Origin of the sequence: Pseudoalteromonas sp. S2755 (assembly GCF_005886535.1) — a bacterium.
Classification (GTDB): Bacteria; Pseudomonadota; Gammaproteobacteria; order Enterobacterales; family Alteromonadaceae; genus Pseudoalteromonas.
This window is the reverse complement of sequence record NZ_PNDS01000024.1, coordinates 14,420-30,817: the sequence shown is the minus strand read 5'-3', so window position 1 is coordinate 30,817 and position 16,398 is coordinate 14,420. Positions and strand designations below refer to the sequence as shown.

At 45.7% G+C, this 16,398-nt stretch carries 3 protein-coding genes; 1 reads left to right on the top strand and 2 read right to left on the bottom strand.

All coding sequences use genetic code 11. The features are described from left to right. Nucleotides 1-143: 143 nt before the first annotated feature. Nucleotides 144-9,212, bottom strand: coding sequence for a non-ribosomal peptide synthetase (locus CWC03_RS04820; RefSeq protein ID WP_138580787.1), 9,069 nt, complete (start codon nt 9,210-9,212; stop codon nt 144-146). Nucleotides 9,213-9,355: 143 nt separating this feature from the next. After that, a complete protein-coding gene (locus CWC03_RS04815) occupies nt 9,356-13,972 on the bottom strand; it encodes a non-ribosomal peptide synthetase (protein WP_138580786.1) in 4,617 nt (1,538 codons plus the stop codon). A 194-nt stretch (nt 13,973-14,166) separates the two neighbouring features. Between CWC03_RS04815 and CWC03_RS04810 the strand changes: the two genes are divergently transcribed. Then, nucleotides 14,167-16,332: a TonB-dependent siderophore receptor gene (locus CWC03_RS04810; RefSeq protein WP_138580785.1), complete on the top strand. Its 2,166-nt coding sequence runs from the start codon at nt 14,167-14,169 to the stop codon at nt 16,330-16,332. Nucleotides 16,333-16,398 lie beyond the last annotated feature (66 nt).

The window sequence follows — 16,398 nt, the reverse complement described above, 5'->3', positions numbered from 1 at the left end:
TTGGTCTGCTTAGCGATATGACGTAAGACAAATTATTTTCTTTACTACAAAGTAGAAGATTTACTTGATTTGAATCAAAAATGAGGTGCATCTCGCACCTCATTTTTATACAGATAGTTAAACCGGTTATGATCTGGAGCTCGCTACTTCTTTAACTTTGCAAACTTCGTTGATTTAAACTTATTCTGACTCGCTTGTTTGCTAATTTGCGGTCTGAACGTCGCTAAACTTAGTGCGGGCTGTTGCACTAGCTGCCCAAGCAACGCTAGCCATCTATCCAGTGCAACTTGCATTTTATCTCGTCGGTATAGTCCGCTCTTGTAATAACAACGACCTTGATACGCGCTCTTTTGAGCATCAATAAAGATTGCTGAGTCAAACTTGCTCGATGTATCTGTAGAGGAGAGCCCTTCCATATTGAGCCCTTCAATTGGCCAATCCGGCTTTGGCGTATTTTGCATTACAAAAAGCTGTTGGAATAATGGCGACAACCCCGCAGTTCTTTGTACACCTACCTCATTAATCACGCCGTCTAAGGTAAACAACTGATTGCTTTGTACATCGAGTAAGGTGTGTTGAACATGCGCACACAGCTCAGCAAAGCCCATAGCGCCAGTAAGGCGGATACGCAATGGAAGTACCCTAATAAAATATCCGATCAAAGGTTCTAGGTCGGCATGTTCTCGTCCCGACAGATCAGTGCCTAGCACTAAATCTTGCTGCCCAGTTATTTCATATAACCATGCAGCATAACTTGCCAGCAGTACACTAAAGACAGAACACTGCTGATGTTGCGCTAACTGCTCGATGGCTTGGCGCACCTCGGCCACGATGGTAAAGTCGATAACTTCACCTTTTGTATCACTATTTTCAGGACGCGGTGAATGCAGAGGGATCAGGGTTTGCATAGGTGCATCAGCCAATTGAGTTCGCCAATACTGAGCAACCTCGCGCGCCTCATCACTTGCCAAGCGCAGCTGCTGCCACTTAGCATAATCACTATATTGAACTTGCAGCGCAGGTAAAACGACTTCGCGTTTCTCAACCTGTGCCAAATAAAACTCACCAACCTGCTGCACCAGGTTGCCCATAGACCACCCGTCACTGACGATATGATGCATGTTAATAGTTAACTGATAGTGTTTATCCGCAATTTCGACCAGCAACACGCGTAGTAAAACATCTTGTGCTAAATCAAACGGTGTGCGCTCGAAGTGCTGACGCAACTCGGTCGCCTCTTGCTTATTGTGCTCTAAGCTATCAGTCAGTTTCACGAACTGCCAATTCAGTTCATTTTCCTCACTGTAAAGCGCAACCACATCGCCTTCTTGCTCCATGAAGCGATAACTGAACGTACGATGCCATGCCAGTAACTGAGTAAATGCTTGCTGCAGGCTTACCACATCAAGCTCACCAAAGAGATTCACACTCGTAGTGATGTTATAAGCCGCTTTATCTTTTTCTTCACTTAATTTGTCCGTGATCCAGAGACTGCGCTGCTCCGCCGATACGGGCACTTGCTGCTCGAAAGGCAGTGCTTGTAGTACAATCGCTTCAGCCTCCCTATTCGCTTGATGCTGCTCAGCAACATATTGTGCCAACGCAGTAAATTCACTGCGTTCAAAGATTTCCCTGACCCCTAGATTCAATTCAAATGTTTGATTGATTTGCGAGGTCAACCTCATCGCTAGAATAGAATCCCCACCCGCATGGAAAAACTGGCTATGGGATGATGCTTCAACGCCTAATAACGCCTGCCAAATTACCGCCAGTTGCTTTTCGTGAGTGTTCATTGCATGGCTTTCAATCTGGCTTACTTGCCGTGAGGGCTGAGGTAACGCTTTTACATCTATTTTTCCGTTTATAGTCAACGGAAATTGGGCCAATGCAAACCAATGAGCCGGTTGCATATAATCAGGTAACCTCTGCTGAGCTTGTGTTTGCAGCGCATTAAGATCCAGATCTTCTCCTATCACATAAGCAACTAGCTGTGTTTCTTGCAGACGGACCAGTGCACTATTTACGCTAGGCATTGTCATGATTTGCTTTTCGATTTCAGCCAATTCAATGCGATAACCGCGTACTTTAACTTGTTGATCCGCGCGCCCGTGATAAACAAGTTCGCCTTGCTTGCCCCAACGCACCAGATCACCTGTACGATATAAGCGCTCGCCTTTATCGCTAAATGGGTTAGCAATAAAGCGCTCTGCGGTTAAATCCGCTCTAGCAAAATAACCTTGTGCCAACGTACCTGCAATATACAACTCACCAATTCCACCTTGCGGCGTAAGGTTAAGCTCTTCGCTCAACACGTAGGCATGACGCTCGCCAACAACTGAACCAATCGGCACATAAACGCTATCGAGCAATGAAGCATTATTGTCTTGCCAAATGGTCGGCGTGATCACTGTTTCTGTTGGCCCATAAGCATTGATAAATTGTGTGTGAGGTGCACGCTGACGCCATTGAAGTAGCTCTTGCACAGGCCAAGCCTCGCCACCTACAATGCACAAGCGAACAGCATCAAGATGCGGCAAGTGCTGTAAATAGGCGCGCGGTAAGTCGACGATATTGATCTGCTTGGCTGTGATGAGTTCGCTACACTGCTCCGGTAATAGCGTTTTACCATTCACCATCGTGAGTTGGGCACCCATTAACAACGGCACAAAAACCTGCTCAAGCCCAGCATCAAAGCCCAATGAAGCAAATGCTAAAGCATGATCGGCGGCCTTGTATTGATAAGCATCGGCTATTGCCAAACAATGGCTCAATAGTGCTGCTCGTGTGACCGCAACCCCTTTTGGTTTGCCAGTAGAGCCAGAGGTAAACACCAGATATGCCAATTGCTGTGGATACTGTATAGATACTTCTCGCTTAGCGTGGCTCGCTAAGTTTATGATACTGCTGAGAGAAATTTGCTCAACAGCACAGTGCTCAAGCCCTTTCCCTTGATATAGCACCAATCGCGGTTCACTCACTGCAAGGATATCATGCAGACGGGAATCTGGAGAGTCGGAATCAAGAGGGACGTATATTGCACCAAGCTGCCAAATGGCTAAGATACTTGCGAGCGTATCGAGTCCTGTCCTCATCAATAATGCAACACGATCTTCACGGCGGATCCCTTGGCGTTGGAGACCACCGGCTATCTTTTCGCTATGTACCAACAGAGCCTGATAACTTAGTGACTGGTCTTCAAAGTGGATCCGTGCACTATGCTGATGCAGCTCAGCTTGCTGGTATAAGCATTCCATAATATCGACTTTTTGTGTTTCCTGCCTGCTTCGGGGATCACCAAGTTCAAGTAATGCCTTTTCCTGCTCCGTACTCAATGCGGTTATATTGCCAAGAGGCTGCATCACCCCTTGCGCCAGCTGCGAAATAATAAGTACAAAGCGCTCAAGTAAGTGCTTTGCCTCAACCTTATTTAATGCTGCGAGTTGGTAGTGGAAAGCAATGTCGATGGTCTCTTGCTGTGAAATCGATACCGTCAGTGGGTAATCCGTCTCTTCGCGGCTAGCCACAAGCTCGAATTGCGTGGATTCCTTATCAGCTTGCTGAAGTGCCTCCGCTATCGGGTAGTTTTCAAAGACAACCAATGTATCGAATAATCCACTTGGGCAGTCCAATCCACCTTCTCTTGCCCATTTTTGAACATCACTTAAGGGAGTATATTCATGCTCACGTGCAGCCATGCCTTGGCGCTGTAGCTGCTGCAACCACTGCCCTACGGGCAATTCTGGCTCCAACGTTACTATGGTCGGCAACGTATTGATAAACAGACCGAGCATGCTATCACTTTGGGGAAGCTGTGGTGGTCGCCCTGAAGTCACCGAACCAAAACATACGGCATTACGCCCAAGAACGGATTTCAATACCAATGACCATGCGGCTTGGATCAACGTGTTTACCGTGATCTGCTGGTGACGACAAAAAGACAGAAGGCTTTCGGTCTGTGTGGAGTCAATTACCCTACTTGTTTGACCGGCTTGATTTTCTGCTACATGCGATTTTTCCGCTTGATTGAACAGCGAGCAAGGCTCACTCAATCGTTGTAACTGTTGTTGCCAATAACGGCTATTCTGCACTTGGTCTTGTGCTTGTAAAAACGCAATATAACTATCGTACTGACCAGTTACAGCAGTCAGTGCTTGTCCTTGATAAGCACTCAGTAATTCGCCCATCATTCGAGAAGCACTCCAGCCGTCAGTGAATAAATGGTGATTGGTCCAAATAACTCTGTATTGCGTGGCATTGAGCCGAACGATAACTACACGGTTAAAGCCAATGTCTTTCTCTAAATTAAAGCCTGATGCCACTTGCTGCTTTGCCAACTGACCGAGTTCAGCCTGTACATCTCGGCTTTTCATGGACCAGTCAAGTACCGTAATATCAGCCTGGTGTGATGCAACAACATATTGATGTGGCGGCGTGACCTGAGTGAGTAAGCCCGCTCTTAACGCATCATGGCGATCTGTCACTCGTTGCCAAGCAGCGCTAAATGCGTCTATATCTAAACCGGTTACAGCGAACTGCATTTGATTTATGTAAGCACTATTGTCACTGTACAAAGCGTGGAAAAGCATGCCTTCTTGCATCGCTGAAAGAGGATAAACTTTGCTGATTTTCTCAGCATCTAACTGCCGTAATGTGTCGTCCGAGAGTTGTGCTAGTGGCACATCAGACCGACTTAGTTTTGCGGTTGCTGTTTCGCAGTGGCTTACCAACTCCTCCAAGCATTGCTGGAACAATCTCATAAAATCATTCACTGTGCCTGCGCTCAGTCGAGCCTCAACAAAACTTGCGCGGATCTGGAGCTGTCCTCCTAAGACCTGTGCTTGTATCGCCAGCTCACTCGTCACCTTTGCCAAGCCATTATGGCTTGCCCCTGTAGACTCAAGGGCAGGCTGCCATATACCATTACTGGTAAAGTTATTGTCTAACTGACCTAAATAATTAAATTCTATATCCGCAATTTCTGACGAGTGTGCAGGTGTGGCGAGATTGGCATACTTAAGTGCGCCATAGCCAATTCCTTTATTTGGGATCCTACGCAGAGCCTCTTTTGTGCCGGTGATCGTGTCGAGCCAGTTACCGTGGCGTGATAGCTTTAGCGGAAACATAGCGGTAAACCAACCCACCGTGCGACTCAAATCGATCTCTGATTGCCAAGGCTCTCGACCATGTCCTTCCAAGTGAAGTACATATTCATCTTTTCCTAACCAGCGATACACCGCTTCGCTCAGCGCACTTAATAATAAGTCATTAACTTGGGTGCGATATGGCCGACTTGCTTGGGTCAGTAACTGTGTTGTGAGCTCGACAGAACATTGATGTTCTGCGGTTGCTACGTTGGCTTCAACTGCACTTGCGTCTGCATCCTGATATGGGAAAGGCAAAGGAGATGCGGTTTGCATATGCCAAAAATGAGCTTCATCAGCAAACGCTTCAGCATAGTGCTGTAGCGCTTCCGCCCACTTTTTCACACTGCTCGACTTGGCTGGTAGCTGCCAGTCTGGAGAATTTAATAACTGCTCATAGCCAGTTGCTAAATCATCCAACACAATGCGCCAAGACACACCATCAATCACCAAGTGATGAACCACCAGCAAAACACGATAGCTGCCGTCGGCTACTGTCATCACTGCCGCACGCATCAAAGGCCCATCTTGAATATTCAAGCTTGCTTGTATTTCCTCTGCCAGCGGAGTGATCTGTTCACACTCCACCTGATGCATTGTAAAAACCTGCGCCAGCATCGACTCATGATAATCACCAAAAGATTGTTGCCAATCACCTTGACCGTCCTTGCTAAATGTTAGCCTTAGGGCGTCATGATGCTGAATGAGTCGACCTATCACTTGCTGGAGTACACGCCAATCCAACGCTTGCTCCAAGCGTAACATGACCGCTTGGTTGTAGTGATGTGGTGCATGCTCTCGCTGTTCAAAAAAAGCCTGCTGAATAGGCAAAAGTGGCGCCTGCCCTTTAACTTCTTCCACATCGCTCGGATTTGGCTCAGTTAACTGGACGGCAAGCGCCGCTATACCGGCTATGGTTTGCGCTTCAAACACATGTCCAGGTGTTACTTCCCAGCCAGCTTGACGACACAAAGACACCATTTGTAGGCAAATTATCGAGTCGCCACCGAGGGCAAAAAAGTTATCATCTCGGCCAATTTGCTCTAAATTAAATAATTTGCACCAGATTGCAGCGATCACTTGTTCTGCCTCACCAACACAGGCTGTGACTTGTGCTTGCTCTTGGTGCTTGGGTGCAGGTAAAGCTGAACGGTCCACTTTGCCATTGGCGTTCAGCGGCAGACTGTCCATTAATGTAAAGACCGCAGGAACCATGTATTCGGGTAGCGCCGCTCTGGTATCGGCTTGAATGTCTTGTGCCGTTCTATGTGAGCAGAGATAAGCGAGTAACCTAGTTGTTCCTGCATGCTGCTGAGCAACAACAGCCACATCACTTACGCCTGCCATCGCACGTAATTTAAGCTCTACTTCTTCAATTTCGACCCGGAAACCACGGATTTTGACTTGGTTATCGACTCGACCAATAAACTCAAGTTGCGCGTGTTCGTTCCATCTCACCAAATCTCCAGTGCGATATAAACGTTTGCCTGAGTCACTAAATGGGTCGGCCACAAAGCTTGCTGCAGTTTGGCCGGCTCGGCCAAAGTAACCCTGAGCCAGAATATCGCCTCCAATATAGAGTTCACCCGCTTGCCCTTGTGGTACCAAGTTCTGCTCTGCATCTAGTACATAGAGTTTACGCTCCGCAATAGCGGTCCCAACAGGAACAGAGTCGATATGCGCAACATCGAGCTTAGTACAATCAAAGATTGCGGCCTCCACCACAATTTCGGTGGGTCCATAAGTATTGACCAATTTTACGTCAGCCAAGCCTGCTTGTCGCCAAGCGCTGATCGCTTGTTTTGACATGGCTTCGCCACCGGAATGCACCTGTCGTAAAGCCGGTAAGCGCCAATTGTGTTTGGGCATTAAATAACACCAATCTTCAGCTATTTGGCGCCAATAAGCGGCACTTAAGTCCATAACACTGATGCGGTGTTTACTGGCCTGCTCAAATAATTGTTGTGCATCCCACAAGCTATCGTCTCGAATAACCAGTGCGGCGCCAACCACTAAGGTTGGAAAGACCTGCTCAACAAAGGCATCAAAGTTCGCCGTCGCAAACTGTAAAACCACATCTTGTTGCGAAAGATTAATAAAATCAGCTGCCGTAAATATATAACGGCTAAGCGCCCCATGTGCTACCGCCACCCCTTTCGCTTGACCCGTCGAGCCAGAAGTGTAATTAAGATAAGCAATATGCTCAGGATGGACGTCAATAGCTAAGTCTTGTGCAAACCAACCAGATGTATCCGAGCACACTAATGCATCTTCTGCTATCAAAGGAAGCGAAGATAATTGCGATTGCTCGCCCAATATCAAAACACAGCCGCTATCTTCTATCATGTGAGTTAGCTTATCTTCGGGCAGCTTAGCGTCTAGTGGTAAATAGGTCACTCCAGACTTGAAACACGCGAGCAAGCTTGCCACCAAATAAGGCGACCTTGGTAGTGCAATACCCACGACCTCTCCGGCCTGCACACCAACAGTTTGAAGTTGCGAAGCAATATAGTTGGCATGTGCTTCTAACCATTGATAATCAAAGTGATGATCTTGAAAAATCATTGCGGTATTCGTTGGCGTAGCAAGTGCCTGTTGGCGAATTAAGGTGTGGGTTAACTTTTCAACTGGAGCTAAGGTTTTACCCTTACTCGCGTTACTTTCAGGCAAATACGGGCGCTGGTTTTCGTAGGCCACATCAATCCAATTACCAATGGTCTCATTTTCATGCCCGAGTGCTAAGGTAAGCAGCAAACAGAACTCTCGTTGTAATGTCTGTATATATTGGAGATCAAACTGTGCGAGATCGTACTCAATTTCACACGCTATATTGGCCTCGCTAGTTTGCACCGATAGTGCAATGGCAAACTTGCTCTGGGTACTGCCACCCACGACAGGCTCTAGTGAGAAATCAGCGAAGTTGAGTTGTCCCTGTAACTGCGGTTGGCAATCAAACCCCACTTGAAAAAAACTACCTTGATTCTGCTCAGCGCGATGCTCTGGCAACACCGACAACACATATTCAAAGGGTACATCACTGTATTGCATGCAAGTAAGTGCATGTCCTTGTATTCGTTTCACAATATCAAGAAAAGATCGAGCGGCATGGGCCTCACAGCGATAGGCTTGTGTGGTAATAAAGCAGCCAACGATGTCTTGTACTTGCTCTTGCGAGCGACCCGCGTTGGGGACCCCAATAACAAATTGATCATTCCCATGGTGGCGAGATAGCAGTAACTGCCATACCGCCAGCAAGGATGCAAACGGCGTGACCTGATTTCGTTTACAAAAATCATTAAGCTCCACACCTAACGGTGCATTGAGCGTAAATTGCTGACGCGCGCCTTCTGAGCTTAACTTATTAGACGTGATGCGCTGCTGGTGTAATCGCACAGGTTGTCGCGGAGCACTTAAATAATGCTGCCAAAAACCGACAGCAGGATGCGCGTCGGACAGTTCACTGCGCTGCCAATGTGCAAAATCAAGATAGCGTAGTGCAGGTTTAGACAGGGAAAGTCCCTGATAGGCGCGTTTTAAATCGGCCAAAATTAGGTTATTAGACCAACCATCAGAAACTAAGTGATGATAACTTAATGCAAGAATTTGCAACTGATCGGCGCAACTGATGAGTTGAGCTTTGAGTTGCGGCACTTGTGTTAAATCGTTAGGTGTCATTAACCAAGTATTTAATTCTTCGCTCGCCAGATAACTAGCTCTGCATTGTTCACTCTGAACTTGTTCTAACGAAAAAACAGCACTGTCCAGCTCAACTTGTGTTGGCTCACTCCCCTTCGCGATAAATTGCGTTCTAAATACACCGTGATTGGCAATCACTGCTTGTAAAGCCAGCTCTAGTTTGATGGCATCGACTTGACCATGGACTTCAAAGACGACAGGCATAAGATAACTTGTATTCGACGCATCTAATGCTTGCAGCGTCCAAAGCTGTTGCTGTAAATATGATAAGGGTGCGGTATGGCCGGATAGGTGAGGGATCCCTTCGCTGGCATCTTGCTCTAACAGTAAACTCAATATATCGCTATCAATATCCGCTAAAAAATCATCTTGCATATTTACACCATGCCTATCTTCAAAGTTGACACCGCGAGGCGGCCAAAGTATCAGTAAGACGGTATAGCGCTATTGAAATTTACTTTTCATTTTAAAAGCCAAGTCTACTCACTTGGCTTTCATCGTTATCACTCAGTAATCACTTACCGCGATTTAAATTTGGCAAACTTGTTAAGCTTTGGCTTATTGTTTGTAGCAGATGATATTGAACGATAGAGTTCGCTAATCACCGTATTTGGCTTTGCTGTAAGAGATAATAGAAGCTGACTCCATTGCTCTAGCCAAGCCGCCATAGCGGGTTGATCATAAAGTGCTTTTCGATATAACCAAGTACATTCAATTTCGTCGTTAGGGGTAACAAATAACGCATTGGCAAACTTGCTGTACTTAGGCAAATCAATATCGGCGGGGGCAAATAAGGCCCCCTTCACTTGCCAACTTGGCTTTGGCGCATTTTGCATCACAAATAGTTGCTGTAGGATCGGTGCATTAAACTGGTTTCTGGGTGGGTTCACTTGCTTAATTATTTCATCTAAGCTCATCAATTGATGTTCCATCGTCGCAGCTAACGCCTGGTGCACTTCTTTCAGTACTTCTTCCATAGTGGCGGCTGAAGATAGCTGGGTTCTAACAGGGAGCACTTTCACAAAATAACCTATGATAGCTTCCAACTCCGGTACTTCTCTGCCAGCAAGATCAGTTCCGATCACTAAGTCTTGCTGTTTGGTCACACATTGTAAGAACAATAAGTACGCGGTCATCATTACCGAGTTTAGAGAAACATTCTGTGCCTTGGCAAACGTCCTAAGCTGCTCACTTTGCTCAACAGATAACACCAATCGCACTTCTTCTCCCAGATCGCTAGCATGATCAGATAAAGGCTTATGCGCAGGAAATAACGAAAGCGCAGGTGCATCACGTAATGTATTGCGCCAGTAGCTTTGTTGCTTTGTCGCTTCTTCACTTAGTAAACGCTGCTGTTGCCAATACGCAAAATCAGCATAGTCATAGGGAATTTCCGCCCCCTTCACTTGACCAGTATCACCATAAAATTGACTCAAGGATTCAATAAAAATCGCAATGGACCAACCGTCAGAAATAATATGATGCATATTCACCAGCAAACGTAGATGGTCTGACGCAAGCCAAACGGCCTTAACTTTAATAAGGGGAAGTGCTGCAAGGTCGAATTGGTGCGCTGACAGTTGTCGCTGTTGTTCTGCGAGCGCATGCGTTTTTGCACTCTCAGTCAATGCAATTAAATCCTGTTGTTCAATCACAATTTGATTATGAGCAACAGTCACTAGTCTAATTTCACCTTCTATTTCTTCAAACCGCGTCCGCAGCGCAGATTGTTGCTCAACCAACTTATCTAACGCGTATTGTAATTTGTCTATATCCAAGTTACCGCGTAAATCAACTCCACCAAACATGTTGTAACTCATGGCTTGGCCCTTATTTGCCGCAAGCTGATGCGCAACCCACAAACTTCTTTGCCCCGGTGATGCCACTACAGGGAGATCCTTAGGCCTTTTCTCAAACGCTGTAATAGTACCTTGTTCAAGTTCAACCGCCTCTGCAAACTGCGACAGTACAGGACTAAGCAACAGCGTTTTAAGCGCTATGCTGTAGCCAAGCGCTTGATTAAGCGCAGCGATAAAACGTAGTGCAATAATGGAATCTCCACCTAGTTTAAAAAAGCTATCGTGTCGGCTCACTTGATCAAGACCAAGCTGGGCTTGCCATAACCCAGCAATCAATTGCTCTACTGCTCCTTGTGGTGCAACAAAGTTGATATCAGCTTGAAGATCCACTTTCGGTAATGCCGCTTTATCGACTTTGCCATTTACAGTAAGTGGTAAGCACTCTAAAGCAATAATGGTGGATGGCAACATGTATTGAGGTAGCTGCTTTGCTAATTGAGAAAGTACTTCCTGCTCGTTAATTTTACTGGCCACAACGTACCCGATAATGCGTGAGGAGTTTACGCTTTCATCAACTATTACGGTTGCTTCATCGATGTTTTGCAACGCGCAAAGCTGCGCTTCTATTTCCGCAAGCTCTATACGATAACCGCGAATTTTAACCTGACTGTCACTGCGCCCAAGATACAGCAAAGTCCCATCCGCTTCGTAGCGCACGATATCTCCTGTGCGATATAAACGGCTGCCATCATCGCTAAATGGGTTCGCAATAAAGCGTTCAGCGGTCAAATCAGCACGTCCAACATAACCTTGAGCAAGCCCTGCTCCGGCAATGTAAAGCTCACCAACCGCGTTGGCAGGACAATGATTTAAGTATTCGTCCAGCACAAAGAGCTCGGTATTGTTTAGCGCATTGGAGATAGGCTGAACGGTATAGTCGGTACACGACTTTGGCGTCACTGTATATGCGGAGCACCCTACCACCGTTTCTGTCGGACCATACTCATTAATGAATCGGCTATTGATTAGCTGTCGGCGAAGCTTACTCACAGTACCAGACATCAACTTATCACCACCTATAACAAAACAATGATGGCACGACGAAACGATGTCACGGCCAAGGCTTAATAGACCATCAAGGTGTGCAGGTGTGAGTTTAAATAAGGTATCTTCAGTTGCTTGTTGAATACTATCCGCAACATGATTTAGCAATGCGTCATCTTGATTTATCATCTGCACGCTTTTACCCGCGTAGATAGGCACCAGTAAGCTCGTGATCGTTGCATCAAAAGACAAGGTCGAGCTCACTACCGCACGCTGACAGTCATGCATATAACGCGAGCTTGCGTCCGCTAAGTAGTTATTTAATCCCGCTAAGGTGACAGCTACTCCTTTTGGTAATCCCGTAGAACCCGATGTATAGAGCACGTAAGCAAGTTGTTTACCATGACGTGATGACAACACCGTACCTGTGAGCGATTTAGTCATTAGTTGCCGATAACTCACTTGCTCACAGCTTATCTCTGGTATGGCTTCAACGTCGCTCACCACCAGTGCAAGTTGACTATTCTCAACAAGATACTGCTGTCGTGATATAGGCAATGAAGCATCAATGGGGACGTACGCCATTCCTGCTTTTAAGATACCAAAAATACACACTAATGATGCGATATCACGAGACATTCTCAGCCCAATTAAGCTTTGTGGCTTGAGGCCTTGCGCTTGCAGTATTGCAGCAACTTTATCACTATGTTGTACCAGTTCTTTGTAGGTGAGTGCCCCAGATGCACCTGAAACCGCTATCGCTTCTGGCTGCCGATGGCCAAATCGCTGTAGCTGAATAAGCAAATCATCTGGCGCTTGAACACGCGGACCACTTGGCAATCGACTCACAACATCACCTTGCCATAAACTTGCCTGTGTCACGGGCACCGCAGCTAATGCACTAAGGTGAGTAAGCGCAGACAAAAATGCAGTTTGCAATTGCGCGATAAAACCCGCTTGATATAGCTCCTTAGCGTAATAAAAGTGGCACTGAACGCCTTCATCTTGAATATCAATAATGTCTAAGTGCAAATCAAACGGCATAGTAAAGCGATGCGCTTGAGTATGGGTTAACGCAATATTATTTAGCTTTTTGGCACTTTGTTTATCACGACGTAAATAGTTAAACATCACCTGAAAGAGCGGATGTGTGCCATTGACTCGCTCAACGGCTAGCGCGTCGATAAGCTGTTCAAATGGTAAATCTTGATTAGATTGCGCGAAGTGATGATGATCTTTTGCTTGCGCTATCAGTGTCGCAAAGCTATCGCTATCTTCAATTTGTAGGGCACTGACTTGAGTATTGACAAAAAACCCGATCACACCCAAAGTTTCGGCTAAATGTCGGTTTGCAACGGGCACGCCGACTAACACATCCTGTTGACCACTATAACGTTGTAATGTCATTTGGAAGACTGTAAGCATCACAAGATAAGGCGTCGTACCAAAGCGCTCTGCTGCTGCGCTAACCGTCTCAGCCACGCTTTCTGATAAAGTAATACTATGCGTCGCCATTGTATAGGTGTCTAATCGCCTTGCTGACTCCGTTGCCGGTAAGGTGATTGCTTCTATCCCCTTCGGTAGCCGTGCTACCCAGTTATGTTTTTGCTGTTCGAGCTTCGCGCTATTTTCTTGCTTGGATTGCCACAAAGCATAGTCAATATAGTCGACTTTTTTCTCAGTAGACGGCTCCTTGTTAAGGGCAATCAATTGATACACATCTATAAACTCATCAAACAAGATTTGCATTGAAGTACCGTCGGTAATGATATGGTGCATTACAATTAACAGTTCGCAACGCCTATCTTGTGTGCTCAATACCACACGTAGTAACGGGTCCGACAACAAGTCGAATGGCCGCATTGCTTGCGTATGCGCCTCAGTGATCAAGTCTTGGCTTGATTGCGCTTGCGACAGCGCAACAAATTCAAACGTCAGTTGAGGGTTTTGCTGCTGAAAAACACCTTCAAGCGTTTCTGTAAATTGGATTTGTAATGCACCATGGCGAGCCTGCAGTACCAAAAAGCTCTGCTTCACCAACTCAGCATCTAACTGTCCATCGAAATACAAAGAGCCCGCCAAATTATAAGCTTTATCTTCTGGTGCTATTTTCCAGGCATACCAAAGCCTTTGCTGTGCGGCTGTTAACGGTGCTTTAGCCTGCAATTCAGTGCGGCTCAGTAAACTCATTTGAGTTGTATTTGCCCTTTGTTTTATCAAGTCATTTAGCTGTTGGGCTGATGTCGAGTGTAGCCTAGCTTTTCGTTGGCGTTTTCTCGTTGGTGCTTCCACTTTCGGTCTCCAATTTAGGACAATGCAACTGCCACTTTTACTTGGCAAGTAGACGAGTGAAAAAATGAAAAAAACAGTCGCAAATAAAAATGATTCCTTTTACTAAATTTTTGTTTCCACTTTTCGTCCTTGGGGAAGCGCACTCAGTGCGCTCAATTATTGCCAAAATAACAAAATCAGGAATGGAAAAACCCATGCGAAGCAAAGCTCATCAATCAACAGCATTAACGCTCATGCTGTCACTGGTATACTTCTCTCCAAACGCTCAGGCCAACACTGAAAAAAACAGTAACAACATTGAGCGGATCGATGTTGTGGGCCAGCCCATTAAACGTAATTCAGGCCCCACTGGCCTAGATCTTAGTATCAAGGAAACACCTCAGTCTGTTACTGTGCTAAGTCACCAGTACATGGATGACTTTGAACTAGACGATTTGGAAGATGTGCTGGTTCAAACAACGGGTATCTCTCGTTATAAGTTTGGAGCCGGTGACAATACCGAGTTTACTTCTCGCGGCTATCTAATTAATGCACTTGTTAAAGACGGCCTACCGACTTCTATCGCAGGTCCCCAGGAAAGTCGTCTTGATACCATAGTCTATGATCGCGTTGAAGTACTCAGAGGTGCAGCTGGCTTAATGGCGGGAGCAGGACAACCCTCAGCGACATTAAATGTTATTACCAAACAACCGGATCGCGATGGCTTTGTTGAAGTGGGTGCGGAATTTGGTTCTTGGAATAAAGTTCGCACACACGTTGATGCCACAGGTGCTCTTAGCGATGATAAAGCGCTCGCAGGCCGTATTATTCTCGCGTATGAAGACAAAGATAGTTACGTAGACAAAGAGAACAGCAATAAAATCGTTGCTTACACTCAGCTGCACCATTACTTTTCTGAAGATACCGAAGCGTCATTTACCGTGCACTATCAAGATAATGAGCTAAAACTATCACCATGGGGACTGCCAATTTTTTATTCTGATGGTTCTTCTGTTGAGGTAGATAAAAAAACCAACCTCTCTTCCCCGGATAGTTACAATGGTAATACCCATCAAAGTTATCACTTCAAGCTTTCTCATCAAATCAACTTAGATTGGGAACTGAACTTTGGTGCACAGTACAGCAAAACGGAAGCTGACATTACTATGACCTATTTCAGTGGTAATCCAGATAAAGAAACCGGACTTGGTTTGCAAGGTGGTGATCGCCGTTGGGTTGAAACCGTTGATGGTACCAACTTTATTTTAGGCTTGGTTGGCCGATTTGAGCTGTTTGACCGCGCTCATCAAGTGAATGTAACTTATCTAAACGCTGACTTTGAGTCTACGGATGATCGTTATGAAGAGTTAGATGAAAATACCCGAACTATCTTCTATCCGCTGCAATCCATCAATAATAACCTTCATCCAGCATCACATTTAACCGCTACGGACAAGCAGTTTATTGGTTATTGGGATAAGACAACTAAAGAGCAAAGCTTAGCGATTAGTAGTAAGCTCGTGCTAACCGATGATTTACATGCCATTGCGGGTATCAAGTTTTTCGATTACGAGCGCACCAATGAGCGAGATTTCGCTTGGAGTGGATTCTCTAGCGATAAGGGTGACGAAACTGGGGAAAGCTTATACCTAGGCCTCGTCTATGACATCAATGAACAGGTCAGTACGTATGTGAGCTATACCGATGCGTATGAGCCTCAGCTAGACAAAGTCGACGTCAACTTAAAGCAACTCACTCCTATTACTGCGCGTAATGTCGAAGTCGGGTTTAAAGCCAACTTAATTGATAACCGCTTACGCTTAAACATGGCTTACTTTGACAGCTTGAAGGAAGACTTTGGCGTTGTTATTCCGGAATATGCCGATCAGCGACCTGCAAGATATCGCCCGGTAGATGGTGCCGAAGCGGATGGCTTTGAAATCGAATTAGATGCCAACATTACAGAAGATTGGCAGGTTAATGTTGGCTACAGTGACTTTGATGTAGTTGATGAGAATGGTGAAGACATCAACTTATACGCACCAAGACAAACGCTTAATGTTAGCACTAAATATACCTATGAAGCGTGGAGCTTCGGCTTAAATGCAACATGGGATACAGACCGAAAAGTAGATATTTTAAGTGTGCCTGGTGTTGATCTTGGCCTCCCAGCAGGTGGTCGTCGCGGGGCAGTACGCGCAGAGCAAGAAAGTCAAACGCTAGTAAATGCTCATATCAAGTACGATCATTCAAAGCAGTTAAGCTTTAAATTGAGTGTCAGCAACCTCACGGATGAAACGTTTTACGATACGTATGGATTCGTTCCTAAAAAGTATAGTGAACCTCGTGCATATAACTTAAGCATGAAGTATCGCTTCTAATAGCAATTCGCTTAATCTTGAATCATAAAAAGGGGCTGCAAAGCCCCTTTTTATGTTCAGTGTATT